We start from the raw sequence: 26758 nt of genomic DNA, 5'->3' as shown, positions 1-26758 counted from the left end.
GGTCGGCGCTGCGGAATCGGATCCCCCGGAACCGGATAACGAGTGATTTAGGGCACTTCGGACAGGCCGGAGGTCTCTGTGACATCGGCCCCCGCGCGGGGAAGGCATACGGGGAAGGCCCCCACATCGACCGACGGTGTGGGGGCCTTCACTCGTTCGTTCGCGGCGGCTAGCCGGCCGGCAGCGCGTCCAGCTGGGCCTGGAGCCGCGCGATGTCGGTCTCGGCCTTGGCGAGGCGGCCCTTGATCTTGTCCACGACGTTGTCGGGGGCCTTGGCGATGAACGCCTCGTTCCCGAGCTTCGCCTCGGCCTGCTGCTTCTCCTTCTCGGCGGCGCCGAGGTCCTTGGAGAGGCGCTTGCGCTCGGCGGCCACGTCGATGGTGCCCGACAGGTCGAGCGCGACCGTGGCGCCGGCGACCGGGAGGGTCGCGGTGGCGCTGAAGGAGTCGCCCTCCGGCTGGAGGCGCAGCAGCTGGCGGATGGCACCCTCGTGCGCGGCCAGCGCCGTACCCGACAGGTCCAGGCGGGCCGGGACCTTCTGGCCGTCCTGGAGGCCCTGCTCCTTGCGGAAGCGGCGGACCTCGGTGACCACGGCCTGGACGAGTCCGATCTCGGCCTCGGCGGCCTCGTCGCGGAAGCCGCTGTCCTTCGGCCAGTCGGCGATCACGAGGGACTCGCCCCCGGTCAGCGTGGTCCACAGCGTCTCGGTGACGAAGGGGACCACCGGGTGCAGCAGGCGCAGCATGACGTCGAGGACCTCGCCGAGGACCCGGCCGGAGACCTTGGCCTGCTCGCCGCCCGCGAAGAAGGTCGTCTTCGAGAGCTCGACGTACCAGCTGAAGACCTCGTCCCACGCGAAGTGGTAGAGGGAGTCCGACAGCTTCGAGAACTGGTAGTCCTCGTAGAACGCGTCGACCTCCGCCACGGTCTTGTTGAGACGCGACAGGATCCAGCGGTCGGTGGCCGACAGCTGCTCGACCGGCGGCAGCTCGCCCTCGATCGTCGCGCCGTTCATGAGCGCGAAGCGGGTGGCGTTCCAGATCTTGTTGGCGAAGTTGCGGGAGGCCTGGACCCAGTCCTCGCCGATCGGGACGTCGACGCCCGGGTTGGCGCCGCGGGCCAGGGTGAAGCGGACCGCGTCGGAGCCGTAGGTGTCCATCCAGTCCAGCGGGTTGACCGCGTTGCCGAAGGACTTCGACATCTTCTTGCCGAACTGGTCGCGGACCATGCCGTGCAGGGCGATGGTGTGGAACGGCGGGGTTCCGTCCATCGCGTACAGGCCGAACATCATCATCCGGGCGACCCAGAAGAAGAGGATGTCGTAGCCGGTGACCAGGACGGAGTTCGGGTAGAACTTCGCCAGGCTGTCGGTCTGCTCCGGCCAGCCCAGCGTGGAGAACGGCCACAGGCCGGAGGAGAACCAGGTGTCCAGGACGTCCGTGTCCTGGGTCCAGCCCTCGCCGCTCGGCGGCTGCTCGTCGGGTCCGAGGCAGACGATCTCGCCGTTCGGGCCGTACCAGACCGGGATGCGGTGGCCCCACCACAGCTGGCGCGAGATGCACCAGTCGTGCAGGTTGTCGACCCAGTCGAAGTACCGCTTCTCCATCTCCTGCGGGTGGATCTTGACCTTGCCGTCGCGGACCGCGTCACCGGCGGCCTTCGCGAGCGGGCCGACCTTGACCCACCACTGCATCGAGAGGCGCGGCTCGATGGTGGTCTTGCAGCGCGAGCAGTGGCCGACGGAGTGGGTGTACGGGCGCTTCTCGGCGACGATCCGGCCGTCGGCGCGCAGTGCGGCGACGATGGCGGAGCGTGCCTCCAGCCGGTCCAGGCCCTGGAAGGGGCCGTGGGCCGTGATGATGGCGTGCTCGTCCATGACCGCGAGGTTCGGCAGGTTGTGGCGCTGGCCGATCTCGAAGTCGTTCGGGTCGTGCGCCGGGGTCACCTTGACGGCACCGGTGCCGAATTCGGGATCGACGTGCTCGTCGGCGACGACCGGGATCCGGCGGCCGGTCAGCGGCAGTTCGATCTCGGTGCCGACGAGGTGCTTGTAGCGCTCGTCCTCCGGGTGGACGGCGACGGCGGTGTCGCCGAGCATCGTCTCGGCGCGGGTGGTCGCGACGACGATGGACGCGTCACCCTCGCCGTAGCGGATCGAGACGAGCTCGCCCTCGTCGTCCTGGTACTCGACCTCGATGTCGGAGATCGCGGTGAGGCAGCGCGGACACCAGTTGATGATGCGCTCGGCGCGGTAGATCAGCTCGTCGTCGTAGAGCTTCTTGAAGATCGTCTGGACGGCCTGCGAGAGGCCCTCGTCCATGGTGAAGCGCTCGCGGGACCAGTCGACGCCGTCGCCGAGGCGGCGCATCTGGCCGGAGATCTGACCGCCGGACTCGGCCTTCCACTGCCAGACGCGCTCGACGAAGGCCTCACGGCCCAGGTCGTGGCGGGACTTGCCCTCCTTGGCGAGCTCGCGCTCGACGACGTTCTGGGTGGCGATGCCCGCGTGGTCCATGCCGGGCTGCCACAGCGTCTCGTAGCCCTGCATGCGCTTGCGGCGGGTCAGGGCGTCGATCAGCGTGTGCTCGAAGGCGTGGCCCAGGTGGAGCGAGCCCGTGACGTTCGGCGGCGGGATGACGACGGTGTACGGCGGCTTCTCGCTCTTCGCGTCGGCCTCGAAATAACCACGCTCTACCCAGCGCTCGTAGAGCTTCCCCTCTACCTCGGCCGGCGCGTACTGGGTCGGCAGTTCGGAGTTGGGGCTGCTGGGTGTCTGCGTGTTCTCGGTCACGAGCCAAAGGATAAGGGCGGCCCCACCTCCGTTACGAATCGATACCGCACAGCAGCCGCCCGTTGACCTTGACCGTGCCGGACCCGTCTCATGCGGGGCATGAACGAGATCACCCCGCAGTACGGCCACGTGCAGGTCACGCCGCCCGTCCCGTCGAAGAACAAGCGCGTCCTCAAGGTCGTGGGATTGGTGCTGGGGTTCGCCGCGGGCTCCTTCGCCGTCAAGTTCGCCCTGGGTTCGCTCGGTGGGGCCGACGGCCCGGCGGACGCCGGCCGCTACAAGCTCGTACCGCCCGCGTCCTTCCAGAGCCTGACCCTGCAGGTCGACGGACCGCGGGTCGACGCGATCAAGCAGGGCCAGAACCAGTCCGGCCCCGCGAAGCCGGGCATGACGAGGGTGGCCGTGGTGTACGCCGACCAGGAGGGCACCGCTCAACTGGTGGTCAGCGGCGTGGCGGGCAGCTTCCACGACGAGGATCCGGGCGCGGAACTCACCAGCACCCTGAAGGGGGCGGGCCTCAAGGAGGCGGAGATCACGACGCACGAGGCCGGAACCCCCGCGGGCGGCGCGATGCGCTGCGGCACGGTCGTGATGGCCGAAGGGTCGATGCCGATGTGCATGTGGGCCGACCACAGCTCCCTGGTGACGGTCAGCGTCCCCATCGAGAACAAGCCGTTGACCATCGACGCGCTCGCCGCGCGGGCCCGCGAGCTGCGGGCCGTGATGGAGGTCTCCGCGTCGTAGTAGTTCCGTAACGCCTGGGACCCCGGAGCCCGGACGCGATCGATCTTCCGCAAGGATGTGAGCCACATAAGAAGTTCCTAAAGAAGTTCCTAAGGGGGACGCAGGGATGAGTTACAACCAGCCAGGTCCGTACGGGCAGCAGCCTCAGCAGCCGGGTCCGTACGGGCAGCAGCCCCCGCCGCCGCCGGGCCCGTACGGCCAGCCCGCGCCCCAGCCGGGCTACGGCTACCCGCAGCAGCCGGGCGTCCCGCCGCAGGGATACCCCCAGCAGCCGCAGACGCCCGCGTACGGCTACCCGCAGCAGCCCCCGTACGGCGGAACGCCCCCGAAGAAGTCGAAGGCGGGCGTCATCATCGCGGTGGTCGTCGCGGTAGCGGTGATCGCGGGCGGCGGCTGGTACTTCCTGGGCGGCGGCGCGGGCGGCGCCGTGTCCGCCGACACCAAGGGCTACAAGCTTGTCGCCCCGGAGTCGGTGGACGACTTCAAGAAGGACCCGAAGTACAAGCAGAAGCCTTTCACCGACGAGGACAAGAAGGAGGCCGAGGCGGCGGGCGTCAAGAACGCGACCCAGGTGGGCATGAACTACGTGGCCGGCGACCCGAAGAACCCGCTGACGGCCAAGGGACTCAACTTCTCGGGCGTCTACGGCGAAATCGCCGACCCCGAAAAGGCAGTGGACGGCTACTTCGCCAGGGCCAGGATGGAGGCCGCCAAGGACGGCAAGTCGGAGGTGGAGCTCGTCGGCAGCCCCAAGACGATGTCCCCGGCCAACTTCAAGGGCGCCGTCATGAAGTGCCAGGACGTCAAGTTCACCTCGAAGGACACGAGCACCAAGGGGCCCAAGGAGGCCACGCTCCCGTTCTGCATCTGGGGTGACTACAGCACCCTGAGCATGGTCAGCGCCTCGGACGTGGCCTCCATCCTGGCCGGCAAGCCGGGCTACACCCAGGAGCAGGCCGCGGAACTCGCCGCGAAGCTCTACAACACGGCCCGCGTCAAGAAGTAGCGGCTCGCAGGACACGCAGAAGGGGCGCCCCCGACCGGGGCGCCCCTTCTGCGCGCTGCCTGGCGGCGGCTACGCCGACTTCTCCTGCGGGCCCTGGTCCTTCGGGACGATCCGCGGGACCAGCGTCGGGTTGACGTTGGAGCGGACGACCTCGGCGGTGATGACCACGCGGGCCACATCCTTGCGGGACGGGACCTCGTACATCACCGACATCAGGACCTCCTCCATGATGGCGCGCAGGCCGCGCGCGCCCGTCTGGCGGAGGATCGCCTGGTCGGCGATGGCTTCGAGGGCCTCGCGCTCGAAGTCCAGCTCGACACCGTCGAGTTCGAACAACCGCTGGTACTGCTTCACCAGGGCGTTACGCGGCTCGATGAGGATCTGGAGCAGGGCCTCGCGGTCCAGGTTGTGCACCGAGGTGATCACGGGGAGGCGGCCGATGAACTCGGGGATCATCCCGAACTTCACCAGGTCCTCCGGCATGACCTCCTGGAACTGGTTGCTCGCCTCGATCTCGCGCTTCGAGCGGATCGTCGCCGCGAAGCCGATGCCCTTGGCGCCCGCACGCGACTCGATGATCTTCTCCAGGCCGGCGAAGGCGCCGCCCACGATGAAGAGCACGTTCGTCGTGTCGATCTGGATGAACTCCTGGTGCGGGTGCTTGCGGCCGCCCTGCGGCGGGACGGAAGCCGTCGTGCCTTCCAGGATCTTCAGGAGGGCCTGCTGAACGCCCTCACCGCTCACATCGCGGGTGATCGACGGGTTCTCGCTCTTGCGGGCGACCTTGTCGATCTCGTCGATGTAGATGATCCCGGTCTCGGCCTTCTTGACGTCGTAGTCGGCCGCCTGGATCAGCTTGAGCAGGATGTTCTCGACGTCCTCGCCGACGTACCCGGCCTCCGTCAGCGCCGTCGCGTCGGCGATGGCGAACGGGACGTTGAGCATGCGCGCGAGCGTCTGGGCCAGCAGGGTCTTGCCCGAGCCCGTGGGGCCCAGCAGCAGGATGTTGGACTTCGCGAGCTCGATCGCGTCGTCCCGGCCCTGCGCGCCGCCGTTCTCGCCGGCCTGGACGCGCTTGTAGTGGTTGTAGACCGCGACGGAGAGCGCCTTCTTCGCCGGCTCCTGGCCGACGACGTAGCTCTCCAGGAATTCGTAGATCTCACGGGGCTTGGGGAGTTCCTCCCACCGGACCTCGGAGGTCTCCGCGAGTTCCTCTTCGATGATCTCGTTGCAGAGGTCGATGCACTCGTCGCAGATGTACACACCGGGTCCTGCGATGAGCTTCTTCACCTGCTTCTGGCTCTTTCCGCAGAACGAGCACTTGAGCAGGTCGCCGCCGTCACCGATGCGTGCCACGAGGTGCTTCCCCTTCGCCTGGGAGACGCCTGGTTCAGCGCTCCTGGTGCCTCATATCCGACGGTACCTTGCCGGGGGCCCCGAGCGGGGCCCCCTTGACGTGGTTCACATCGCCGAATTCGACGGCGTGTCCACGCCAATTGGCGGCAAGGATCAGTGCGAGCTCTTGCGGGTGGAGACGACCTGGTCGATCAGGCCGTACGCGAGAGCGTCCTCCGCAGTGAGGATCTTGTCGCGCTCGATGTCGTCGCGGATCTTCTCGATCGGCGTCGTCGAGTGCTTGGCCAGCATGGTCTCCAGCTGGTCGCGCATGCGCAGGATCTCGTTGGCCGCGATCTCCAGGTCGGAGAGCTGCTCACGGCCGGTGCCGCCGGAGGGCTGGTGGATCAGCACACGGGCGTTCGGCAGGGCCATGCGCTTGCCGGGGGTGCCGGCGGCGAGCAGGACCGCGGCGGCGGAGGCCGCCTGGCCCATGCAGACCGTCGAGATGTCCGGCTTCACGAACTGCATCGTGTCGTAGATCGCCGTCAGCGCGGTGAAGGAGCCACCGGGGCTGTTGATGTAGATCGAGATGTCGCGGTCCGGGTCCATCGACTCCAGGCACAGCAGCTGCGCCATGACGTCGTTGGCCGAGGCGTCGTCGATCTGCACGCCGAGGAAGATGATGCGCTCCTCGAAGAGCTTCGCGTACGGGTCGTACTCGCGCACGCCCTGCGAGGTGCGCTCGACGAAGCGCGGGATGACGTAGCGGTTGTCCACCTGAGCGCCGGTGTAGAGGCCGCTCGCGGGAGAGAGGTTGTTCATGTGCATCTGGGTGTTCACCATCCTGGTGGCGTTCTGCGGGCTGAGGCTTGCCTGTACGGGGCGGGCGTACGCGAGGTCGCGCGCCGGGATCAGGCCCCGGTGCCGCCGCCGCCCGGCACGTTGGACGCGGCCGAGATGATCTCGTCGATGAGGCCGTACTCCTTGGCCTCCTCGGAGGTGAACCAGCGGTCGCGGTCGCCGTCGCGGATGATCGTCTCGACGGACTGGCCCGAGTGGAACGCGGTGATCTCGGCCATGCGCTGCTTGGTGCGCAGCAGGTACTGGGCCTGGATCTTGATGTCCGACGCGGTGCCACCGATGCCGGCGGAGCCCTGGTGCATCAGGATGTCGGTGTTCGGGAGGGCGAAGCGCTTGCCCTTGGCGCCACCGGTGAGCAGGAACTGGCCCATGGAGGCCGCCATGCCCATACCGATGGTGACGACGTCGTTCGGGATGTACTGCATGGTGTCGTAGACCGCCATGCCCGCCGTCACGGAGCCACCCGGGCTGTTGATGTACAGGTAGATGTCCTTCTCCGGCTCGGCGGCCAGGAGGAGCAGCTGCGCGGTGATCTTGTTGGCGATGTCGTCGTCGACCTGCTGGCCGAGGAAGATGATGCGCTCGCCGAGCAGCCGGTTGTAGACATGGTCGCCGAGGCCGCCACCGATGGACGGCTCACCCGCGGCGTAAGGCTTCAGATTCGTCACGTATCCACCTGCTCGTCTCCGACGGCCATGTGCCGTCTCAGCGTCTCGTTCTGGGGCGCGGTCCGGCCTGTGCGGACAAGTCCGCCGGCATCCGGGTACTCACGTGCCCTCGTATTCATGGACCCTAACGCGCAGGTAGGACAACGCCATCCCGCTTCCCGAACTGTTCGCTCGGAGCGCAAGGTCCCGGGGCCTTTCGGGGCCTGTGCCGAAGGGCCCGGACGCGGCTGCGTCCGGGCCCTTCGGGGCACTGCTCAGTGGGCTTCGCCCGGGGTGTTACTTGGCCTCGTCGGCCTTGTCCTCGGCGGCCTCGGCGTCACCCTCGACGGCGGCCTCGACCGTCTCGACGGCCTGCTCCTCGTCCTCGTCGGAGAGGTCGACGACCTCACCGTTGGTGTCGACGACCTTGGAGGCCTCGACGACGACCGCGAGGGCCTTGCCGCGGGCGACCTCGCCGACCAGCATCGGGACCTGGCCACCCTCGACGACGGCCTGGGCGAACTGGTCGGGGGACATGCCGGAGGACTGGGCACGGCGCATGAGGTGCTCGGTGAGCTCCTCCTGGTTGACGCCCAGCTTCTCCTTGTTGACCAGCGCGTCGAGGACGAACTGGGTCTTGATGCCCTTGACGGCCTGCTCGGAGGTCTCGGCGTCGAACTCCTCGACCGTCTTGCCCTGGAACTCCAGGTACTTCTCGATGGTCAGACCCATCTGGCCGAGCTGGTGGTGCTCCAGGTTGTGCTTGCGGGTCTGGACCTCGTCCGCGAGGAGCTTCTCGGGGATCGGGACCTCGACGAGCTCAAGCAGCTTCTCCAGGACGCGCTCCTGGGCCTGCGTGGCCTGGTCGTACTGCTTCATGTTCTCGAGGCGCTTGCGGCTGTCCGCCTTGAGGTCCTCGAGGGTGTCGAACTCGCTCGCCATCTGCGCGAACTCGTCGTCCAGCTCGGGAAGCTCACGGGCGGAGACCTTGGTGACCTTGACGGTGACCTCGGCGTCCTTGCCCTCGGCGGAGCCGCCCTTCAGCTGGGAGGTGAAGGTGGCCTCGCCACCGGCCTCCAGGCCCTTGACGGCCTCGTCGATGCCTTCGAGGAGCTCGCCCGAGCCGATGGTGTAGGACACGTCGGAAGCGACGCCGTCCTCCAGCACCTCACCGTCGACCTTGGCCTCCAGGTCGATCGTGACGACGTCGCCGTCCTGGGCGGCGCGCTCGACGTCCTTGGTGGACGCGAAGCGACCGCGCAGCTGCTCGACCGACTTCTCGACCTCCTCGTCGGAGACCTCGATGGCGTCGACCTCGACCTCGATGCCGGAGTAGTCCGGGATCTCGATCTCGGGGCGGACGTCGACCTCGGCGGTGAAGGCCAGCAGTTCGCCGTCCTTCAGCTCCGTGATGTCGACCTCGGGCTGGCCCAGCGGGTTCAGGTCGGCCTCGTTGACCGCCTCGGTGTAGAACTTCGGGAGGGCGTCGTTGACGGCCTCCTCCAGCACCGCACCGCGGCCGAAGCGCTGGTCGATGACGCGGGCCGGGATCTTGCCCTTGCGGAAGCCCTTCACCGTGACCTGCTGGTTGATCTTCTTGTACGCCGCGTCGAGGCTGTCCTTGAGCTCCTCGAAGGGCACCTCAACAGTGAGCCGAACCCGAGTCGGGTTCAGGGTCTCCACGGCGCTCTTCACGGTTCGGTCTCCTTGTGGCTGACTGCTGGGGGTTCTGCCGTCACGCTGCGATTCAGCGGTTCAGCGGACTTCGGCCCGGTACATCAGACACACGGGCACGCAGCTTGCATAGTAACCGCAAGCGGCAATCAGCCCACAACGCGATCTTGTGGAGACCCCTCGACGGGAGTCGAAGGAGACACTGCTGGTGGTCGGGGTGGCCGGATTCGAACCGACGACCTTCCGCTCCCAAAGCGGACGCGCTACCAAGCTGCGCCACACCCCGTCGGTGCGACACGTAGGGTACATGCCCGGAGACCCTCTGATGCGCTGGGTTTCCCGACCGGTTTCCGACAGGTCCTCGGCGCGGGCGCGAATGTGGTGTGCGTTCCCGCGACTCGACCCGCTAGGATGCTGTCCATGCCGCGGTCCCCGGACCTGCGGCGCACGCAATGCGGGCGTAGCTCAATGGTAGAGCCCTAGTCTTCCAAACTAGCTACGCGGGTTCGATTCCCGTCGCCCGCTCTGAACACTCAAGGGCCAGGTCAGAGGATGTTTCCTCCGCCTGGCCCTTAGTCGTTCCCGGGGGTTGTGATCAGCCCTCCGTGTCCCCCACGTGCCCCTTGGGCTGCGGATCTTGCTTCGTGCCTTTCCTCGCTCCCTGCCGGCCCTTCTTCACAAGCCCGCTGAGCGCGTCGGCGATCAGCCGGTCCCGGTCGGCGCTCGCGTGCTGATAGATCAGCGCGGCGCGGGCGGTGCTGTGGCCCATACGGGACATCAACTCCCGTGTGCTGGCTCCCGTGGAGGCCGCCAAGGTGTTGCCGGTGTGCCGAAGATCATGGAAATGCAGCCCCTTGATCCCCGTCTCCCAGCAGGCCTTGTGCCACAGCCGGTTGAAGTGATTCCGGCGCGGGGTCGCCCCCTTGGCCCCGATGAAGACACGCCCGTCCGCGCCCGGTTCGGCGTAGCGCTTCAGGTGATCGTGGATGTCCTGGAGGATCACGCCCGGGATGGAGACCGTCCGCTTGCCCGCAGCACTCTTGGGCGCCTTGATCTCCCGCTGCCCGTTGCCGAGCTCGGCGACGGCACGCCGGACACGAACGGTCCCGTGGTCCAGGTCGATGTCGCGGCGATGCAAACCGATCAGCTCGCCCCAGCGCAGCCCGAGGAATCCGGCCATGAGTACGAGGGTGCGATAGCGCGGCTGGATCGCGTCGGCCAGCTCGTAGACCTCCTTGACCGTGGCGGTCGGCCGCTCCGGGGTGTGGACACTGCTGGCCCCTTTGACCTGGCAGGGATTCCGCCTGATCAGTTGGTCTGACACCGCCGTGCCCATGATGGCGCGGAGCAGGGCGTAGGCCTTGGCCACGGTGGTGGGCCCGGTTCCGGCGGCGAGCTTGTCGGCACGCCAGCGCCGAACGAGCGGCGGCGAGATCTCCGCGATGTTGACGGCGCCGAATGTCGGCTCAAGGTGGTGCTTGAGCAGGGACCCGTAGAGCTGCCGGGTGGTGCTGGTGAGCTCGCGCTCTTTGATCCAGGAGACGGCGTACGGACCGAAGGCGATCTTCCCGGCATCCGGGTCGTGCCAGTCCCCGCGGCGCATCTCGGTCTGCTTGTCGGCGAGCCACTCGTCCGCGTCCTTCTTGGTGCGGAAAGTCTCGGGCGCCGGCCGAAGCTGTCCGTCCGGACCGACGTAGCGAGCCTGGTAACGGCCGGAAGGCAGCTTGCGGACACGGCCGAACTGTCGGCGCTTCCCGGCCATCAGGCAGCCACCCCCAGACGATGGCGGGGACGCCGTACGCGGGTGCAGGTACGTCGTGGTGAGGGTGGGGAGGCTCCCATCCCGTCTACCGTCGACCCAGGCAAGCCAGCAGACATGGGTCCTGACGTCCGCTCCACATACGTGTGGGTCGACGGCAGACGGGATGGGAGCTGGGTGGTTGGTGGGTAAGGCACGGCGCTTTGGCTGCGCGAGGTCTGACCTGCATGGAAACGCGACCCCGGCTCAGATGCCTGCGTTGGCCCGCACATGACTCACAGCGACCCAGCAGCCCGATTCACTGAACGTCCGCTGCGCAGGCGGTGTCTGATCTCGCCGACACCTGATCACGATATGCAGTGTGAGTTTCCCTAGGACACTGTTGTGCGCTGCTCTAGGCGTGCGGGTTGACGTACGTCAAAGCGCCGTGGTTCTCCGGCCCTGAGTGGCTCAGGGGCTCCTTCTCCTGATTGATAGCTCTAGTCGACTCGGTCAGCACCGGTCATTCCAAGCCGGGGGCGTCTCCATGGGCCAGGTGCGGTGCGACTCGGAGCAGAGTCTCGGATCAGGAGGAGCGCCAGAACTGTGAAAACACGATGCCAAATAGCAAGAACGCACTAGATAAAGTGAATGACACCACAGTCAGGGGATCCGACCATCCGTACCTATCGATGAGCAAATAGGACGCATGCCCCAGGAAGATCACCGGGATAACAATCAGACATAGATATCCCACTACCGCCTGGGCGGCAGCCCCCAACTTCCCCGCGGTACTATGGCCTGAGTATTTTGTCCCAATATTCCAAACTCCACCGCTGGGCTTTAGCAGCAAATGCATACCTTGCCCATACAGCGGCTCATGAAATTTCTTATAGAAGAGATCGAATGCCTGCTCACAATCGAGCCATCGACACATTTGCATGACCGACTCATAGTAGAGGTATCCGGCTAGGGCTGGGAGGCATTTTTGCAATGTTGCCGAGTTTACAAACTGGAACCCAGCAACGGTGAATCTCAGGTCCTCCTTATTGCCGACCAGAAGCTCAAAGAGTGCGACCACCAGTAGATATAAGATGATTGACCGACTAAGCGCCTTAGAAACTTCCGTCCATGATTCGTGCACGTGTTCCAGAAATGCAACCCCGTCTTCTTGTGACACACTCTCGGCTGCTTGTTTAATTCGATCCGCAGTGCGCGTTTCAGAAACCATCATCACCATCCCGGCACGACACAAGCGCGAACCTCGCTGCGGGAAATAATGGTCCTTTCAGTTGCTCTTGGGAAGGTGGCGCAACTGCGTGTCGCTCAGCACTTCGACCAATATCGCTCTGCCGTCCAATGGGTGAGGGCGATAAAGGCTGTCACCGTTGATGGGCACTCCAGTGCAGCAGGAGGCGACCGGCCCAACCAAAGGAGAGGTCTTACGGGTCCTCGCCGTGGCGTGCGACCGGCAGCCGGGCCGACGGAGAGGCAGGAGCGCCTTAACAGGGTGGGAGGGGCCTACCGCGGTCCGCTCCCTCGCCAAGGCCCCTGGCTTGCGCGGCGAGCTGGCCGGACGGTAGCGGGTATGTCAGTGCTGATCCCAAGGCATTTCGAGCCTGCGGTACTCCGCTGCACAGCAGCGGAGTACCGCAACCACGGCAACCGTAGCCAACCCGTTACCGTCTCGCGGACGCTGGGTAGCGGCCGGTATGGCCGTCGTTGACCGTTCCGTCTAGAGCTACGGATCAGATGCCCCAAGCACCCTCCACGGTCAGTCCGGCCTGCACCGGGCCCTCGCCGACGGAGGCTCTCCCAGCTATCTGGTCTTGAATTCGACCTTTCCGGTGCTCATTCGGAAATTCCCGTTTGAGTACAGCGTGGGGCGAGCCTCAACGTGATTTCCGCTGTACTTCTCCACGTGTCGAATCTGCACCCCACTGGCAACGGTGAAGTCGATCAGAGCAATGGCAACCCAGTAGGACAAGTTGCGGTTGTTGAACAGAGGAACCGTGACAGTGGAACCTCGTCCGTCCGTAATAACTGCCTGGGCACCGTAGGACTTGAAGGACCCAGTGCCGTTCTCTACCGCACTGTAGGCACACAAGAGGACATAGCCCTGAAGGTCGGGCCGACGGATAGTAACTGTTTCACGCCCGGGTGCTCGGGAGTCGCCGTCCAGGGCAATGTACGGCGGGGCGAAGGGGGATCCGAGCTGTCGGTAATAGACGACCTGATCTGCTTTGTTCGGGCGTTTACCGTGTGGGGTGACGAGACTGCCAGGGACGTAGAGTGCGTATAGATCGAGGTCGGCGCCAGCTCGTCGTCGGGCTGCGCTCCCGCCGTTCCATTCGAGCGTGGCCGTCACAACGAGACTTGGGTCGTCCTTGCACATACTGATCGTTGCCTGGCCAGCCTTAGTGAGCGCAACTTTGCCCAGGGGGACAGGAGGGCCAGGCGGTGCTATCTGTGCGGGCTGTGGGGCCGATGCAGCTACCGAAGCGCGGGCGGGCGAGTGGGTGGGTGGCGGTGGCACAGCGGATGACGGCCGGGTTTGAGTGGCTGCCGAGCCAGGCGGGGGCTGAGGCGAGGGTGTCCCTGGATCGTCCACCACGATGCCGAAGTCTGCGGCCAGGCCTGCAAGCCCCGTGTCCCACCCCTGGCCCACGGCTCGTGTCTTCCACCCGCCAGCACGTCTGTAGAGCTCAATCAGGATGGCCACCGTCTCCCGATGCGTGAACGGCGGGGGCACGAAAGTCAATCGAGCACTGCCGCAGTCGATGTCCGCTTGAGGGGTGTTGTCGACATCGAAGTGGTGGGCCTGCAGTTCAGGATCGATGCTGGCGACAACCGCAATGCGGTCGACTGTGGCGGGGACTGCGACCAGGTCCACAACGGTGGTTTGCCCTTCCAGGGCGACCCCGTCCTGCGAGGGATGGTTGTAGAAGACAAGGTCGTCATCGCTTCGCACTTTGCCGTCCTGCCCGAGTAGAACGGCGGAGACGTCGATGCCAGTAGTAAGCGAGGTGAGGGTGACTCGGACGATCCCTGCGGGCAAGGGGGCGTTGCCGCCCTTGGCAAGAGTGGTGGTATTCATGTGTGGCCTCTCGCGGTGGTGCGTACATCGTCGTGCCTCCAGCCAAGCCGTGTGTGACGAACTCTGATGTCCGTCGTCGCCGTGGGCAGCAGTCGACGGCAACGTCTTCGCACGCTGGAGGATCCAGCCAGGTGTGGTGGGCTGAACTTCTCGGCGAACTGGCCACGAGCGCACCGGAGTAGGGCCCACTGGGCGAACTTACAAAGCAGCTGTCACCGACCGCAGGACAGGGCGGCGTACTCACGGGCTATTTGTGGACCCACGGGACATGACAGACCGCTTCTAGGCTCTTGACCTGCTGCTACACCTGAGACGCACGGGGCCTCCGGAGCCGTTTTTTGGTCGCAGTTACACATGAGCAGCGAAGCCCCCAGAGATCACCTGGGGGCTTCGCTGTCGTTGTGCGGTGCTACTAGCCGGAGGCCGCCAGCGAACGAGGGGTGACGCCGCGTTCTCCGGGAGTGGAAAGGGCTGGTATCGGTAGGCGGTGGCCGCGGCTGGTTGCTACGCGGACTGCGTCTCGCAGGGCTCCGGTCAGGTCCGTTACCAGGATGCGGAGTTCATCCGGGTCCGCCTCCTTGTCAGCGAGGACTAGGAGCGCATGGTCCAGGAGCTCGGTTCCTAAGCCGAGTTGTACCGCTTCGGTGTTGTCGGCGAGACGGGACAGGTAGCCGGCGTTGTCGTCGGCGCTCAGGAAGCAGGGTTTGCCGTCCGGGCCCGACCACGGCAGGAGTCGCAGCTCGCTGTGAGGTGTCATCCTTCCGCCCTCCTGGCATCGGTCGTGTGGTGGGTGGTGAAGACTGCGTCGGCACGGTCGCTAGGGAGTACCAGGAGAGCCGCCTCGACGACGCGGCCGGTGATGTCGGTCGCCACGCGCGTGATCGAGAGAACGGCCAGGGCCGAGCTGATGCGAAGGGCCGTCGCTTCTTCCGTGGTCGGGAGACGGGCGCTGGCTTTCTCCTGGACCTCGGCCAGCGGCGGGCGCAGCTCGGCCAGTCGTGCGGTTAACGAACTTCCGGGGATGTCGGCCGGCGCTAGGTCACGAGGGACGTAGATGCGGGCCAGGCTGTGCGGCGACTTGCCCTCGTGGCTGAGGCAGAGGAATTCCGTCAGGGGGCTGCGGGGCGAGACCTTCAGTAGGGCGGTCAAGTGGCCGTGTGCTCGGAGGTGGGTGGTGCGGACGGTGGTGTGGAGAGCCTCCTCGGTTGGGGTCTGTGCGCCCGGCGGGCGTCCGCCGCCGACGTACGTGATTCTGCGGAGGGGGTGGCGGACGAAGTTGCCGCTGCCGTGGATCTTCTCCACGAGACCTTCGCCCTGGAGGAGCGCGAGGGCGTTCCGCAGCGTTGGCGTGCTGACCGTATAGCGGGCGGCGAGTTGAGCCTCAGAGGGGAGACGCTCGCCGGCCTTCAAGCGGCCCGTCGAGATCTGGTTCCGGAGGTCTTCGGCGATGGCGTGGCGGCGGGAAGGCACGGGCCGGATCACCACTTCCTCATCATTCGGAGGGCGATGAGTCGGCTCCTTGCGTGCATCGTCAGCGCCTCGCCCGACTCGAAGAACAGCCGCTTGGCACCAGCGGGCAGCTGGACGAGGTCGGCGACGCGGCACGGCTGGCCGCCGATCTGGATGACGTCGCCGCACTGCACCCTGATCGATGTGATTTCGACGTTGGCGGCAAGCGAGCCACTGGGGGCCCGTCCTCTCACTGGTTCGCCTGCCGCGGTTCCGGCGCGTCGTCCGTGGTGTGGCAGGAGCAGACGCAGGCCTCGTAGATCACGGGGACACCTACCGGTGCTGTGGCGGGGGACAACTGGGCGCACTCGCGGTGTGTGCCGATCGCGCACGAGCTCGACCGGTAGGTGGTCGTCGCGTGCGTGGCATAGGAGAGTGCGGGGAGGTGCAGCCCACTGGTGCGGGCGGCGGTGGGGCCCATACGGTTGTGCACGCTGATCAGCTCCTATCGCTGATGGCCAGGTCCCCGGACGTCGCCCGTCGCGGGGACCGCTTTGTGTACGGCGGCCCAGAGGGTGCGGCCGGTCAAGCTGCTGGCGAGGAGCCCGAATCGGTCGGCCTCCGCCACCACTTCCAAGACCTCCCGCCACGATTCGGCGGGCAGCGCTTCCGGCACCTCCGCTTCGATCGACGTGTAGGTGGCGTGCGGCTCCACACGCGTGGTCAGCCCGAGGGCCGACAACCGGGCGGCGAGGTCCTTGGCCCTTGCTTCCGAAGCGGGCACAGGAGGGCCTCCGTCGCCGATTGATCACGTTGAGTGAAGCTAGTTAACTAGATTAGAGCTAGTGGACTAGATTTTCCACATGCCTGAGCAGCCGCCTTATCTCCGCATCGCCGACGTCCTGCGGCAGCGGATCGCGGAGCACGTGTGGACGGCCGGAGATCGACTGCCGTCGCGTGCTCAGATCGCCGAGGAGTGCGGTGTCGGCGAGAACGTGGTGCGCCGGGCGCAGGAGCTGCTGATCTCCCAGGGCGTGCTTGAGGGGCGCGCGGGTTCAGGTACGTATGTCGCGGAGCCCCGGCGGCGCGTGCGGGTGGTCCGCTCTTCGGCACGCGAGCAGCCGGGCGGTTCCCCGTTCCGGGCTGACATGCAGGCCTTGGGTAAGCAGGGCAACTGGGAGAGCCGGACCGAAGCGAAGGTGCCCGCCCCGGCCGAGATCGCGGCGCGGCTCGGTATCGCCGAGGGCGACCTGTGCGTGCGTACTGTCTACGAGTTCCTTGCTGATGGTCGGCCGGTGCAGTTGTCGACGAGTTGGGAGCCGTACGAACTCACCGCCGGCACGCTCGTCGTCCTACCGGAGGGTGGGCCACACGCGGGTGTCGGCGTCGTGAACCGGATGGCCGAGATCGGGACTACGGTCAGCCATGCCGTGGAGCAGCCGGAGCCGCGGCAGGCGACCTCCGAGGAGGCATCGCTCCTCGGGATCCAGAAGGGCGCTTTGGTCACGCACATCCGGCGGACGTACTACAGCGACCAAGGGCTACCGGTGGAGACGGCCGACATCGTCATCCCCGCCACACTGTGCGAGATCGTGTACGAGGTGCCGATCACCCGCTAGTGACCTGAGTCGGAGATTCGCTGGTGGTTCTCTGCCCGCGACCCTCTTGCCTCGCCGCGAGATCGCCCGGCTGTTCAGCCTCTTCGCGTGGAACTGCACGCGGACGCTTGGGCGAACTAGCCGGTCGTTGCGTCTGCTATGCAACCCCGGGGGCCCGCAGTCAGTCCACGCGCACAGGGGTCGGTATCTCGGTGGTCGCAGCATGGATCAGGTCGTGTACGCGACTACCAGTTTGATCACTGAGGACACCGATGCTCCAAAGGATCCAAGGAGCACCAACCCCCAGGCGCCGAACTGATTGGCGAGCTCCTCTTGTCGTGACTTGTTCCCAAAAGCGCGGTCTAGGGCCGAGATGCCAATATCCTGATAGATATTCAACACGAGGCGCGTCGCCCCTAGGACCCTTGGGAGCTTGGCGCGTTCGAAGAACCTCGTGACAGCGGCGTCGAGCGCGGATGGCTCGAAGGCTTGCTCGACGTCCTGCGGCGACACTGAGAAGGCATCGCGTACGTCGCGGTACTCCCGAAACGTAAACCAGGCCCTCCAGGCAGAACCGCACAGAGCCAGGAGTGCTCCCACTGCCGCGAACCAGTATGCCGTGATCGTCCAAATCATCTGTGAGGTCACGCTGTTGGAACGGGCTGAAGCCGGGCGTGGACACGCATGGCCGACGCAGGCCTCTCTCGCGGCGCAGTTTCGTGATCGACCGGGCAGCCTCTAGTTTCGGTGGGTGACCCAGTCGCCGGCCAGTGCAGGCGTCCTCGCGCACCGGATGAAGTACCAGCCGATGCTCAGCGCCGGTGCGTCTCCCACGTGCCCCGGTTGGGTGGGAGTGGGCGGGGAGTCGCGGGGAGCTGCGGGGCTGTGGCTGGGAACGCGCAGGTCAGCGGGGTGGCTGGTCAGGGATGGAGTGGGTGCGCGATCTTCCAAACTGGCGAGTACAGCAGCAAGGTGCAGCAACCACCGCGCCCGCAGCCGACCGCTACCAGCCTCGACAGGCCGACGATGCCCCCGCAGACCACAACGGTTTCGGCCTATATCGCCCAGGTTTCAAAAACGCCCAACTTCTTCCCGATGAAGAGCGCTGCCGAAGTAGGAACCAGCAAGCAAATGCCGATGCCGCCAAGCACATATGGTGCCACTGGCGTCGCTTTCGGGAAGTGGCCATCGGGTCGACGCTTGCGCGCAATAGCGAAGCGTCGGATAAACAGAGCGGCACTCAACATGAGCAGGAACGCGCCGACAATCTGCAGCACCATCAAGCCGAATTCAATAAGGAAAAGGACCAGGTACGAGAGCAGCACCCCCACGACTACCCTCACTTACTCAGATTTCGGCATTAGTCAGAATCCGGTCGGCTTTCATTGCCGTCGGCTGCAACCACGCGCAAGGCGGACAAAAGGATCATGGCCTGGACTGCGTCAACCCGTGCAGCTGAACGCGTGTCCGATGCGTGCCCGACCGGTTGGTAAGTCGCGGCCATCTACGGGCTCCCCCGCCCTGGACCAGCAACCGCGACAAGCACCACCACGGCAGGTCAAGGGCACTTACCCCACTGGTGGTTCTGGTGATGATGAGGCGCACGCCCCCCTCCGTACAGCAGTGAAGTACAGCAGCGACAGCAACCGACAGCGCCCGCCATGAAGTCGACAGCGGCCCGAAAGCGGCCGTAATGACTCTGGATGACCGATCCATTCTTAGCTACGGATCAGAAGATCACGCCAAGCTAAGACGGTTCGGCCCTACGCCGGACCGTCTTAGCCTCGGTAGCGCCCGATTCCCTGCACTAGCAAGTGGGCGCCGTTGTCTCGACTGCTACCGGCCTGGCTTCCAGTCCGCATCGAGGATGGCAGCATGCACGGCGGCAACAATCATCGTGATAGCGAGGACGCCACCCATCCAGTTCTTCGGGTTGCCAAGGATCGACCCCAGAACGGCCGACCCGTAGATGATCGCCGCGTACACCGCTGGCACAGCCATGCTGACGACACGCTTCTTGGCCGCGATGAAAAACAGGGGCGGCGCGAGAAGGCCGGCCGACGCCACGACCGCGACGACCCAGACCACCTTGTGCACTGCGTTCGCGTACATGCGAGCCTGGATGGCACATTGATGTGTGGACTGGTCATGGTCCTCCCTTGGCTTCGCAGACGCCCAGTGTGACCTACGGCACCCACAGCCTGAAGGCGTTTCGAACGATACGCGGAGCGAACCTCAGTGCTCGCCTGGCTCCGGTCCGGCTATGCGGCTGGCATGCCAGTCCCGGACCGAGCGGGCCAGTACGACACGGGACCAACTGGCTGCGTGCCCGCCACGTGCCCGATCAGCCGGGGTCGCGCGGGGTGCAGCGGGGAACGGCAGCGAGAGCGCCATTAACGAGCTGGTCAGCTTCTTGGCAGGTCAGGCCGCAGGCGGGTACGCGATCTTCCAAACTAGCTACGCGGGTTCGATTCCCGTCGCCCGCTCTGAACACTCAAGGGCCAGGTCAGAGGATGTTTCCTCCGCCTGGCCCTGAGTCGTTTCCGGGCTTTTCCGGGCTTTCGATTGACGCCGCCCGCGTTCGCCGGTGTACTCCCACGCATGCCGGATGCGGACGCCGAAGCGGATACGACCCAGCGGTACCTGGAGAACAGGCTCTCCCAGTATCAGGAGTGGTACGACCGGAAAGCCGTCAGGATGAAGGCCATGCATCTCAGGATGCGGACCGTGTCCGTGGTCGGCGGTGCGCTGGTTCCCGTGCTCGTCAACATCGACCTGCCGTTCGCCAGGATCACCGCCACGGTGCTCAGCCTGGTCGTCGTCGGCTCCGTGTCGCTGGAGAGCGTGTACCGGTACCGCGAGATGTGGAAGAACTACCGGTCGACCGAGCAACTCCTCGGCCACGAGCGGGTCTACTTCGAGACCAGGGTGGGCCCGTACGCCGGCCTCTCGGACGGCGAGTCCTTCACGAGGCTGGTCGCGCGCGTGGAGAAGGCCATCGCCAACGAGAACTCCGCCACCTTGAACGTCATGACCCTGGGCGGGCAGGTCAACGCCGACCTTCAGGCCCAGTGCGTCATCCCCGAGGCCAGGCAGGAACGCCGGGACCCCTAGGGCTCCCCCTAGAGCTTGATGTTCGCGATCATCGTCGCGAGGGAGTTGAGGAAACGGTTCACGTCGTCCGCGATCGAGCTGGACGCCAGGAAGAAACCGAAGAGGGCCGCGACGATGGCGGGTCCTGTCTTGATGTGGTTGCCGCGGATCAGCACCACCAGGATGACCGCCAACAGAACCACCACTGACAGCGAAATGGCCACTACTGATCACACCTTCGGTCGTCCCCTGGTCGGCCCGGGGCGCACGGCCACGCACACCCCCACATGGACCATCCTCCCACCAACGGACCCTGCCTATCCGCCCCGTGACGAATCACCATCGTTCCGTTTCCGCCAACCACACGTGCACAAGTCATATTTCGGGCGCGGGGCGGGAGTCACGGCGCGGTGAGGCCGAGCAGGGAGCGGACATAGGCGTACTTCGCGGACAGCCGCTCGCGCGTGGGGCCGTCCAGTACGGCGAGCCGTGCGGGATCGGCGTTGTGCGCGAGGTCGGCCTCCTTGACCAGCAGGGCGCCCGGGGTGGCGAGGATGCGGGCCGCGTACTGCTCGACCGGTTCGCCGGGGCGCTTGGTGACCGCCAGGATCATGTCCTTCACGTGCTGCGGGAGGGCGGCGGAATCCAGCCAGGTGAGGCTGAGGGCCTCGTCCTCGATGGCGTCGTGGAGCCAGGCCGCCGCCTGCTGCTCGGGGCTGCCGCCGCGCACGCGGACGCCCTCGGCCACGGCCGCGAGGTGCTCCGCGTACGGCCGGCCGGCCTTGTCGGTCTGGCCCTCGTGCGCGGTGCGGGCGAGGGCCTCTACCTCGATGAGGGTCAGGGGGCTGCTCGTCATGCGATCTCCCTTGCCGCTGTCCGGAGGGCCTCCGCGACCCGGTGTACATCCGCCTGCGTGGTACGCCAGTTGGAGAACGCGGCGCGCAGGGCGGGGGTTCCCCCGTACACGGTCGGAGTGACGAAGACCTCGTCGGCCACGGCCTCGCGCAGGGCCGTCAGCCGGGCCGGGGTGGGGTCGGCGGCCAGAGTGAAGCAGACCACGTTGAGGCGGACCGGGGCGAGCAGGGTGAAGGCGGGGTCCCGGGAGAGGCGCTCGCCCAGGGCGCGGGCGCAGGCGATGTCGCGTTCGACGATCTCCCGATGGCCCTGGCGGCCGTACGCGCGGAGCGTGAACCAGGCGGCGAGGGCGCGCAGCCGGTGCGAGTTCTCCGGGGTGAGGTGGACCAGGTCGGGGTGGTCGCCGAGGGGGCCGAGGTAGGCGGCGGCGTTCTGGAAGACGCGGGCCTGGAGGTCTTGGCGGCGGGTGAACTGGACGGCGCTGTCGTAGGGGACGTTGAGCCACTTGTGCAGGTCGACGCAGAGCGAGTCGGAGGCGTCGAGCCCATCGGCGAGGTGCGCGTGGTCCGGGGAGAGGGCGGCGAAGGCGCCGAAGGCGGCGTCGGTGTGCAGCCAGAAGTCGTGGCGGGCCTTCAGCGCGGCGACGGCCCGGAGGTCGTCGAAGTCGACGAGGTTGACGGTGCCGGCGTTGGCGACGACCACGGCCGGGCCGGGCGTGTCGGCCAGCGCCCGCTCCAGCGCGGCCGGGTCCACGGCCTCGCGGCCGGGCAGGGTGGGGACCTTGACGAGGGAGCCGCGGCCCAGGCCGAGGACGGAGAGGGCCTTGGCGATGGAGGAGTGCGGGGCGCCGGAGAGCACGCGGACCGGGCCGAGTGCGGCGACGCCGTCCTCGGCCGGGGCGACGCCGAAGCGTTCGCCGAGCCATTCGCGGGCGATGGCGAGGCCGGTGGTGTTGGACATCGTGGCGCCGCTGACGAAGGTGCCGGTGTGGGCGGCGGAGAGGTGGAAGAGCTCGCGGAGCCAGCCCACGGTCTCGCGTTCGAGGTCCTGGCCGGCGCCGTCGAGGGCCGAGTTGGAGTTCTGGTCGTAGGCGGCGGTGAGCCAGTCCCCGGCGAGGGCGGCGGGGGTGGCGCCGCCGGTGACGAAGCCGAGGTAGCGGGGGCCGGCGGAGGCCGACAGCCGGGGCTCCCACCGGTCCTGGAAGGCGGCGAGGGCGGCTTCCGTCCCGGTGCCGTGCTCCGGGAGGGGCTCGGGGCCGTCCGGCTTCCCGGCGGGCGGTACGACGGGACGCGCGTCCAGGGCGGAGAGGGCGTCGGCGGCGGCGCGGCGGGTGGCGTCGAGGAGGTCGGGGAGCCGGGCGAGGTCGGCGGCGAGCGTGCGGTCCATGGCGGCACGTTAGGCGCCGCCGGGGTCTTGGGGGCGGGCCAATCCCGGGTGATTGGCCCGGCACTGCCCCACAAGTCGGCGGCGTCACGTCGGTAGGGTCGGAGGGATGATCACGAAGCGGTGGGTGCGGGGCCTTGTCGGGGGCGTGGTCGTGACGGGGGCGCTTGCGGGGGTCGCGGGCTGTGACACGCCGCCGGCGCCGAGGGCCGCGCCGGGGCCGACCCGGGCGCCGGCGACGCGTCCGGCCCCGCCCGCGCCGCAGCCGACGCCCACGCCGGCTCCCGGGCGGACGTCGGCTCTGCCGTGTCCCGAGGGCGGGGTGCGGCTCCTGGAAGGGTCCGGGGACGCCGCGATGGGACTGCGGCTGGAGGGGTACGAGCTGGTCAACTGCGGTACGGACGAGTACGTGCTGGAGGGCTACCCGGAGGTCAGGCTGCTCGACGGGGAGCAGCGGCCGGTGGAGGTGGCGGTCGGGCACGGCTCGGCACCGGTCACCTCGCAGGTGCCGGCCGTCGACGCCGCGCCGGGACGGGTGTCGCTGGCGCCGGGGCAGGCCGCGTCGATGGTGATGGTGTGGCGGAACCGGGTCACCGACGTGACCGTGCCGGCGGTCGAGGGGTGGGTACTGGAGGTGACGCCGAAGCCGGGCGCGCCGCGGCTGGCGATCCGGCTGACCCGGCCCGTCGACCTCGGGAACACCGGGCAGCTGGGGATCGGGCCGTGGCGGGACGCGGCCGCCCGGTAACACGGCCGCCCGGTAATGCCCGCGGGTCTCAAGCCGCCGCTCCCGCACTGGCCGGGGCCGGACGGGCGTCGCGGCGGGACACGGCCGCCCGGTGACGCCCGCCGGTCTCAAGCCGCCGCTCCCGCACTGGCCGGGGCCGGACGGGCGTCGCGGCGGGACACGGCCGCCCGGTGACGCCCGCCGGTCTCAGGCCACCCGCACCCGCGTGCGCCGGAACAGGACGGCCGTGGCGGGACGCGGCCGCCCGGTAATGCCCGCCGGTCTCAAGCCGCCGCTCCCGCACGGGCCGGGGCCGGACGGGCGGTGAGGGCGGTCATCCGGGTGGCGATGGCGGCGGCGGAGCTGTGCGTCAGCCGGTCCGCGATCAGGCCGTCGGCGAGGAAGAGCACCTGGTCGGCGTGGGCGGCGGCGGCCGGGTCGTGGGTGACCATCACGACGGTGGCGCGCAGGGAGTCGACGGCGGTCCGGAGCAGCCCGAGGACCTCGGCAGCGGTGGTGGTGTCGAGGGCGCCGGTGGGTTCGTCGGCGAAGACCACGTCGGGGCGGGTGACGAGGGCGCGGGCGATGGCGACGCTTCCCCTCGCTGCGCTGGGGAGACCCCAAGCTGCTGGCCGCCTGAGAGCTCGGCGGGGCGGCGCCGGCCCTTGCCCTCCAGGCCGACGCGGGCGAGCAGGTCGGCCGCCCGGGCGCGGTCGTGGCCCGCGGAGCGGCCGCCCGCGAGCCGCATCGGGAGCAGCACGTTCTGCTCGACGGTGAGGGAGGGCAGCAGGTTGAAGGCCTGGAAGACGAAGCCGAGGCGGCTGCGGCGCAGTTCGGTGAGCTCGTTCTCGTCCATGCCGGTGATCTCGGTGCCGCCGAGGCGGACGGAGCCCTCGGTGGGCACGTCCAGTCCGGCGGCGCACTGGAGGAAGGTGGACTTGCCGGAGCCGGAGGGGCCCATCACGGCGGTGAAGCTGCCGCGCGGCAGGCGCAGGTCGATCCCGCGCAGCGCGTGCACGGCGCCGGTCCCGTGCCCGTACCGGCGCCGTACGCCGCGCAGTTCCACGGCGGCCGAGGTGTCGTGCGCCTCCGCCGGCTCGTCGTGCCGCCGCTTGGTTCGCCGGATCCCCATGGTGTGCAGCCTTCCGTGACGTCGCTGTTCGTGGGGTCGACGCTACGGATCACGGTGGGCCGGCGGCCATGACGGCGCCCGGCGGAACGGGGGTGGGGCAAACCCCACCCCCCGGGCCGGACAGGTCCTATGGGGAGCGGCGGATCAGCAGCAGCGCGCGGTCGTCGTTGACGTCCTTGGCGACCTTTTCGATCAGGTGCCAGGCGGCGCCCTCCCAGCCGGCGGCGACGTAGCGGTCGGCTTCGCCGGTGAGGCGGTCGATGCCCTCGGTGATGTCGCGGTCGGCCGTCTCGACCAGGCCGTCGGTGAACAGCATCAGGACGTCGCCCCGGCGGAGGTTCCCGCGGGCGGGGGTGAATTCGGCGCCGTCGTAGACGCCGAGCAGCGGGCCCTCGCCGGTCTTCTCCTGCCAGCGGCCGGTGCCCGCGGAGAGCTGGAGGGCGGGCAGGTGGCCGGCGGAGAGGAGTTCGTAGTCGCCGGACGCCAGGTCCAGGACGAGGTGGATGGAGGTGGCGAAGCCCTCGTCCCAGTCCTGGCGGAGCAGGTAGCCGTTGGCGGCGGGCAGGAACCCGTGCGGCGGCAGCGCTCCGAGGAGGCCGCCGAAGGCGCCGGACAGCAGCAGGGCCCGGGAGCCCGCCTCCATGCCCTTGCCGGAGACGTCGGTCAGGACGATCTCCAGGGTCCGGCCGCCGTTGGTGCGGGCCGCGACGACGAAGTCGCCGGAGAAGGACTGGCCGCCGGCCGGGCGCAGGGCCATCTCGCGGTGCCAGCCGCGGGGCAGGGTGGGCAGCTTGCTCTGGACCCGGATCCGTTCGCGCAGGTCGAAGAGCATGGTGCCGCCGCGCCGCCAGGGCACGCCGACGCGGCTGCGGAACTGGGCGATGACCAGACCGAAGAAGCCGCAGGCCGCGACGACGAGGACGGTGCCGGGGGTGACCCGCGCCGGGCCCTGGGTGTAGGGGCCGAGTACGAGGGCCTCGACGATCAGCGCGCCCGCGGAGGCGGCGTACAGCGCGAGGAGGCTGGCGGGGCGCAGCAGCAGGCCGCCGGCCACGATCGGCAGGACGAGCGCCGAGGGCGAGAACCAGACGGGCAGCATCATGGTGCCGCAGGCGATGGCGGGGACGGTGGCCAGCAGTCCGGCGAGGGCGAGCCAGTCCGAGGCGTCGCCGCGGAAGTAGTCGACGGCGGATTTGCGCAGGCCGGTGCGCGCCCGGTGCGACAGCATGCGCATCCGGGCCATGAACGATTCCACGCGTGCTCCGGCCATTGCACCGGGACCCTATCCATCCCGGCTGTGGATGCGCAGGGGTACCCCTGGACCTGGGGACCACTGGCACCCGAAAACGCGTCGACTGCGACGGAATGCCCTGATAGGGATGACCGTATGGCCCTTGAGATGCGCGTATTGCAGGCTGATGAGTGGGATGTCTGGTACGACCAGCTGGAACTGGCGTTCGGCGGTGTGCCCGATTCCCCTCAGGAGCGAAAGCTGTACAAGTCGCTGACGGAGACGGAACGTTCGCTGGGCGTCTGGGACGGCGGGACGTGCGTGGGCTCGGCCGGCGCCTTCAGTTTCCGCCTTTCCGTGCCGGGCGGGGCGATCGTGCCGGCGGCCGGCGTGACGACGGTGGGCGTCTCCCCCACCCACCGGCGGCGCGGAGTGCTCACCTCCCTGATGCGCCGGCAGCTGGACGACATACGGACGGGTGGCGAACCGATCGCCGTGCTGACGGCCTCGGATCCGGCGATCTACGGGCGTTTCGGCTACGGCACGGCGACGTACTCCCTGGCCGTGGACGTGGACACGACCCGGGTCCGGCTCACCGTGCCGCCGGGTACGGACGAGATCCGGCTGCGCCTGGTCGACCCGGAGCGGGCGCTGGCGGACTGCGAGCGGGTCTACGCGGCGCTGGTCCCCCTGCGCCCCGGGATGCCGGCCCGGCAACCGGGCTGGGAGCGGCACGCGCTGCTGGACGGGCCCGCGCTGCGCGGGGGCGGGTCGGCGCTGAAGTGCGTGGTCGCCGAGCGGGAGGACGGCGAGGTGGTCGGGTACGCCCGCTACCGGGTCAAGGCCGACTGGGACCACACCGGTTCGGACGGCAAGGTCGAGGTCACCGGCATCGACGCGCTCGACCCGGCGGCGTACGCGGCGCTGTGGCGCTACCTCTTCGAGATCGATCTGACCTGGACGGTACGGGCGAACTCCCGGCCGGTGGACGACCCGCTGCTGCACCTGGTCAGTGACGTCCGGCGGTCGCGGCCGCGGTTCCGGGACTCGCTGCACGTACGGCTGGTCGACCTGCCGGCCGCGCTGGAGGCGCGGACGTACGGGGCTCCGGCGGATGTGGTCCTGGACGTCGAGGACGCGTTCTGCCCGTGGAACGGGGGCCGGTGGCGGCTGACCGCCGACGCCAAGGGCGCCGCCTCCTGCACGCGGACCGAGGAGCCGGCGGAGCTGGCACTGTCGGTCCGGGAGCTGGGTTCGGCGTACCTGGGCGGGATCACCCTCACCTCACTGGCGGCGGCCGGCCTCGTGCGCGAGCTGCGCGCGGGCGCCCTGGCCGAGGCCTCGCGGGCGTTCGCGGGGGACGTGGCCCCCTGGCTCCCGCACGGCTTCTAGCG

Annotated in this window: 26 protein-coding genes, 2 tRNA genes and 1 pseudogene; 7 read left to right on the top strand and 22 right to left on the bottom strand. The window is 68.1% G+C overall.

Annotation, left to right across the window (positions count from 1 at the left end; all coding sequences use genetic code 11):
• Positions 1-169: 169 nt before the first annotated feature.
• On the bottom strand, positions 170-2791 hold the full coding sequence (locus tag ACGFYQ_RS01690; protein WP_393738807.1) for a valine--tRNA ligase: 2622 nt from the start codon (positions 2789-2791) through the stop codon (positions 170-172).
• 99 nt (positions 2792-2890) lie between these two features.
• Between ACGFYQ_RS01690 and ACGFYQ_RS01685 the strand changes: the two genes are divergently transcribed.
• Together ACGFYQ_RS01685 and ACGFYQ_RS01680 are read left to right on the top strand one after the other, a co-directional pair.
• Complete coding sequence (locus ACGFYQ_RS01685) at positions 2891-3535, top strand: hypothetical protein (protein ID WP_393738805.1); 645 nt, start codon at positions 2891-2893, stop codon at positions 3533-3535.
• A 106-nt stretch (positions 3536-3641) separates the two neighbouring features.
• Positions 3642-4541 (top strand): hypothetical protein, encoded by a 900-nt coding sequence (locus tag ACGFYQ_RS01680; protein WP_393738803.1) that lies wholly within the window; start codon positions 3642-3644, stop codon positions 4539-4541.
• A gap of 69 nt (positions 4542-4610) precedes the next feature.
• On the opposite strand, the gene clpX is transcribed toward ACGFYQ_RS01680, so the two are convergent.
• The 5 genes from clpX to ACGFYQ_RS01655 all read right to left on the bottom strand — a co-directional run bounded on the left by clpX (position 4611) and on the right by ACGFYQ_RS01655 (position 9347).
• Positions 4611-5897: an ATP-dependent Clp protease ATP-binding subunit ClpX gene (gene clpX, locus ACGFYQ_RS01675; protein WP_328925721.1), complete on the bottom strand. Its 1287-nt coding sequence runs from the start codon at positions 5895-5897 to the stop codon at positions 4611-4613.
• A gap of 153 nt (positions 5898-6050) precedes the next feature.
• Positions 6051-6722, bottom strand: coding sequence for an ATP-dependent Clp protease proteolytic subunit (locus ACGFYQ_RS01670; protein WP_328925722.1), 672 nt, complete (start codon positions 6720-6722; stop codon positions 6051-6053).
• 68 nt (positions 6723-6790) lie between these two features.
• Entirely contained in the window at positions 6791-7408 is a 618-nt protein-coding gene (locus ACGFYQ_RS01665) for an ATP-dependent Clp protease proteolytic subunit (protein ID WP_393738799.1), read from the bottom strand.
• Between the two features lie 276 nt (positions 7409-7684).
• A complete protein-coding gene (gene tig, locus ACGFYQ_RS01660) occupies positions 7685-9082 on the bottom strand; it encodes a trigger factor (protein ID WP_393738796.1) in 1398 nt (465 codons plus the stop codon).
• A 188-nt stretch (positions 9083-9270) separates the two neighbouring features.
• Positions 9271-9347 (bottom strand) — tRNA-Pro (locus tag ACGFYQ_RS01655).
• Between the two features lie 168 nt (positions 9348-9515).
• Here ACGFYQ_RS01655 and ACGFYQ_RS01650 point away from each other — a divergent pair.
• Positions 9516-9586: transfer RNA gene (locus ACGFYQ_RS01650), tRNA-Gly, on the top strand.
• Between the two features lie 70 nt (positions 9587-9656).
• On the opposite strand, the gene ACGFYQ_RS01645 is transcribed toward ACGFYQ_RS01650, so the two are convergent.
• From ACGFYQ_RS01645 to ACGFYQ_RS01610, 8 genes are all read right to left on the bottom strand, one after another.
• Positions 9657-10823, bottom strand: coding sequence for a tyrosine-type recombinase/integrase (locus ACGFYQ_RS01645; protein ID WP_393738794.1), 1167 nt, complete (start codon positions 10821-10823; stop codon positions 9657-9659).
• A gap of 562 nt (positions 10824-11385) precedes the next feature.
• Complete coding sequence (locus ACGFYQ_RS01640; protein WP_393738792.1) at positions 11386-12039, bottom strand: hypothetical protein; 654 nt, start codon at positions 12037-12039, stop codon at positions 11386-11388.
• 579 nt (positions 12040-12618) lie between these two features.
• Positions 12619-13896, bottom strand: coding sequence for a TerD family protein (locus ACGFYQ_RS01635; protein ID WP_393738790.1), 1278 nt, complete (start codon positions 13894-13896; stop codon positions 12619-12621).
• Between the two features lie 412 nt (positions 13897-14308).
• On the bottom strand, positions 14309-14653 hold the full coding sequence (locus tag ACGFYQ_RS01630; RefSeq protein WP_393738788.1) for a hypothetical protein: 345 nt from the start codon (positions 14651-14653) through the stop codon (positions 14309-14311).
• Positions 14650-15378 carry a GntR family transcriptional regulator gene (locus ACGFYQ_RS01625; protein ID WP_393739692.1) on the bottom strand — a complete coding sequence of 243 codons (729 nt, stop codon included), beginning with the start codon at positions 15376-15378 and terminating at the stop codon, positions 14650-14652. The genes ACGFYQ_RS01630 and ACGFYQ_RS01625 overlap by 4 nt, the downstream gene beginning before the upstream one ends.
• Positions 15375-15539 (bottom strand): hypothetical protein, encoded by a 165-nt coding sequence (locus tag ACGFYQ_RS01620; protein ID WP_393738786.1) that lies wholly within the window; start codon positions 15537-15539, stop codon positions 15375-15377. Before ACGFYQ_RS01620 ends, ACGFYQ_RS01625 begins: the two co-directional genes overlap by 4 nt.
• A 56-nt stretch (positions 15540-15595) precedes the next feature.
• Entirely contained in the window at positions 15596-15838 is a 243-nt protein-coding gene (locus tag ACGFYQ_RS01615; protein WP_393738784.1) for a hypothetical protein, read from the bottom strand.
• A gap of 12 nt (positions 15839-15850) precedes the next feature.
• Positions 15851-16129, bottom strand: coding sequence for a hypothetical protein (locus tag ACGFYQ_RS01610; RefSeq protein WP_376097949.1), 279 nt, complete (start codon positions 16127-16129; stop codon positions 15851-15853).
• 79 nt (positions 16130-16208) lie between these two features.
• Here ACGFYQ_RS01610 and ACGFYQ_RS01605 point away from each other — a divergent pair, with 79 nt between their 5' ends.
• Positions 16209-16964, top strand: coding sequence for a GntR family transcriptional regulator (locus tag ACGFYQ_RS01605; RefSeq protein ID WP_393738782.1), 756 nt, complete (start codon positions 16209-16211; stop codon positions 16962-16964).
• 207 nt (positions 16965-17171) lie between these two features.
• Here the strand turns inward: ACGFYQ_RS01605 and ACGFYQ_RS01600 are convergent, their stop codons facing one another.
• The 3 genes from ACGFYQ_RS01600 to ACGFYQ_RS01590 all read right to left on the bottom strand — a co-directional run bounded on the left by ACGFYQ_RS01600 (position 17172) and on the right by ACGFYQ_RS01590 (position 19055).
• Positions 17172-17579: a hypothetical protein gene (locus tag ACGFYQ_RS01600; protein WP_393738780.1), complete on the bottom strand. Its 408-nt coding sequence runs from the start codon at positions 17577-17579 to the stop codon at positions 17172-17174.
• 419 nt (positions 17580-17998) lie between these two features.
• Positions 17999-18274, bottom strand: a complete 276-nt coding sequence (locus ACGFYQ_RS01595) for a hypothetical protein (protein WP_393738778.1) — start codon at positions 18272-18274, stop codon at positions 17999-18001.
• A gap of 505 nt (positions 18275-18779) precedes the next feature.
• On the bottom strand, positions 18780-19055 hold the full coding sequence (locus tag ACGFYQ_RS01590) for a hypothetical protein (protein WP_393738776.1): 276 nt from the start codon (positions 19053-19055) through the stop codon (positions 18780-18782).
• Between the two features lie 489 nt (positions 19056-19544).
• Between ACGFYQ_RS01590 and ACGFYQ_RS01585 the strand changes: the two genes are divergently transcribed.
• Positions 19545-20057 carry a DUF4231 domain-containing protein gene (locus tag ACGFYQ_RS01585; RefSeq protein WP_393738774.1) on the top strand — a complete coding sequence of 171 codons (513 nt, stop codon included), beginning with the start codon at positions 19545-19547 and terminating at the stop codon, positions 20055-20057.
• Between the two features lie 8 nt (positions 20058-20065).
• Here ACGFYQ_RS01585 and ACGFYQ_RS01580 read toward each other — a convergent pair whose 3' ends face one another.
• From ACGFYQ_RS01580 to ACGFYQ_RS01570, 3 genes are all read right to left on the bottom strand, one after another.
• Positions 20066-20260, bottom strand: a complete 195-nt coding sequence (locus tag ACGFYQ_RS01580) for a membrane protein (RefSeq protein ID WP_030008564.1) — start codon at positions 20258-20260, stop codon at positions 20066-20068.
• 176 nt (positions 20261-20436) lie between these two features.
• The gene (locus ACGFYQ_RS01575; protein ID WP_393738772.1) at positions 20437-20892 is read right to left on the bottom strand and encodes an HD domain-containing protein; all 456 of its coding nucleotides are present in this window, start codon (positions 20890-20892) and stop codon (positions 20437-20439) included.
• Positions 20889-22277, bottom strand: a complete 1389-nt coding sequence (locus ACGFYQ_RS01570; RefSeq protein ID WP_393738770.1) for a pyridoxal phosphate-dependent decarboxylase family protein — start codon at positions 22275-22277, stop codon at positions 20889-20891. The genes ACGFYQ_RS01575 and ACGFYQ_RS01570 overlap by 4 nt, the downstream gene beginning before the upstream one ends.
• Before the next feature lie 106 nt (positions 22278-22383).
• On the opposite strand from ACGFYQ_RS01570, the gene ACGFYQ_RS01565 reads away from it, so the two are divergent.
• Complete coding sequence (locus tag ACGFYQ_RS01565; RefSeq protein ID WP_393738768.1) at positions 22384-23022, top strand: DUF4232 domain-containing protein; 639 nt, start codon at positions 22384-22386, stop codon at positions 23020-23022.
• Positions 23023-23285: 263 nt separating this feature from the next.
• On the opposite strand, the pseudogene ACGFYQ_RS01560 reads toward ACGFYQ_RS01565, so the two are convergent.
• Together ACGFYQ_RS01560 and ACGFYQ_RS01555 are read right to left on the bottom strand one after the other, a co-directional pair.
• Positions 23286-24133 (bottom strand): annotated as a pseudogene (locus tag ACGFYQ_RS01560) (ABC transporter ATP-binding protein).
• A gap of 127 nt (positions 24134-24260) precedes the next feature.
• Positions 24261-25403: a PP2C family protein-serine/threonine phosphatase gene (locus ACGFYQ_RS01555; protein WP_393738766.1), complete on the bottom strand. Its 1143-nt coding sequence runs from the start codon at positions 25401-25403 to the stop codon at positions 24261-24263.
• Between the two features lie 117 nt (positions 25404-25520).
• Between ACGFYQ_RS01555 and ACGFYQ_RS01550 the strand changes: the two genes are divergently transcribed.
• Entirely contained in the window at positions 25521-26756 is a 1236-nt protein-coding gene (locus ACGFYQ_RS01550; RefSeq protein WP_393738764.1) for a GNAT family N-acetyltransferase, read from the top strand.
• The last annotated feature ends 2 nt before the right edge of the window (positions 26757-26758 follow it).

The organism is Streptomyces sp. NPDC048258 (assembly GCF_043201995.1).
Taxonomy (GTDB): Bacteria; Actinomycetota; Actinomycetes; order Streptomycetales; family Streptomycetaceae; genus Streptomyces.
The sequence above is the reverse complement of the archived record's forward strand: the minus strand, read 5'-3'. Positions and strand labels throughout refer to the sequence as shown.

Coding starts and splice junctions, on each gene's coding strand:
- ACGFYQ_RS01685 (WP_393738805.1), top strand. CDS start 2,891: ATGAACGAGATCACCCCGCAGTACGGCCACGTGCAGGTCACGCCGCCC.
- ACGFYQ_RS01680 (WP_393738803.1), top strand. CDS start 3,642: ATGAGTTACAACCAGCCAGGTCCGTACGGGCAGCAGCCTCAGCAGCCG.
- ACGFYQ_RS01670 (WP_328925722.1), bottom strand. CDS start 6,722: ATGGTGAACACCCAGATGCACATGAACAACCTCTCTCCCGCGAGCGGC.
- ACGFYQ_RS01645 (WP_393738794.1), bottom strand. CDS start 10,823: ATGGCCGGGAAGCGCCGACAGTTCGGCCGTGTCCGCAAGCTGCCTTCC.
- ACGFYQ_RS01640 (WP_393738792.1), bottom strand. CDS start 12,039: ATGGTGATGATGGTTTCTGAAACGCGCACTGCGGATCGAATTAAACAA.
- ACGFYQ_RS01635 (WP_393738790.1), bottom strand. CDS start 13,896: ATGAATACCACCACTCTTGCCAAGGGCGGCAACGCCCCCTTGCCCGCA.
- ACGFYQ_RS01630 (WP_393738788.1), bottom strand. CDS start 14,653: ATGACACCTCACAGCGAGCTGCGACTCCTGCCGTGGTCGGGCCCGGAC.
- ACGFYQ_RS01605 (WP_393738782.1), top strand. CDS start 16,209: ATGCCTGAGCAGCCGCCTTATCTCCGCATCGCCGACGTCCTGCGGCAG.
- ACGFYQ_RS01600 (WP_393738780.1), bottom strand. CDS start 17,579: ATGATTTGGACGATCACGGCATACTGGTTCGCGGCAGTGGGAGCACTC.
- ACGFYQ_RS01590 (WP_393738776.1), bottom strand. CDS start 19,055: ATGTACGCGAACGCAGTGCACAAGGTGGTCTGGGTCGTCGCGGTCGTG.
- ACGFYQ_RS01585 (WP_393738774.1), top strand. CDS start 19,545: ATGCCGGATGCGGACGCCGAAGCGGATACGACCCAGCGGTACCTGGAG.
- ACGFYQ_RS01575 (WP_393738772.1), bottom strand. CDS start 20,892: ATGACGAGCAGCCCCCTGACCCTCATCGAGGTAGAGGCCCTCGCCCGC.
- ACGFYQ_RS01570 (WP_393738770.1), bottom strand. CDS start 22,277: ATGGACCGCACGCTCGCCGCCGACCTCGCCCGGCTCCCCGACCTCCTC.
- ACGFYQ_RS01565 (WP_393738768.1), top strand. CDS start 22,384: ATGATCACGAAGCGGTGGGTGCGGGGCCTTGTCGGGGGCGTGGTCGTG.
- ACGFYQ_RS01555 (WP_393738766.1), bottom strand. CDS start 25,403: ATGGCCGGAGCACGCGTGGAATCGTTCATGGCCCGGATGCGCATGCTG.
- ACGFYQ_RS01550 (WP_393738764.1), top strand. CDS start 25,521: ATGGCCCTTGAGATGCGCGTATTGCAGGCTGATGAGTGGGATGTCTGG.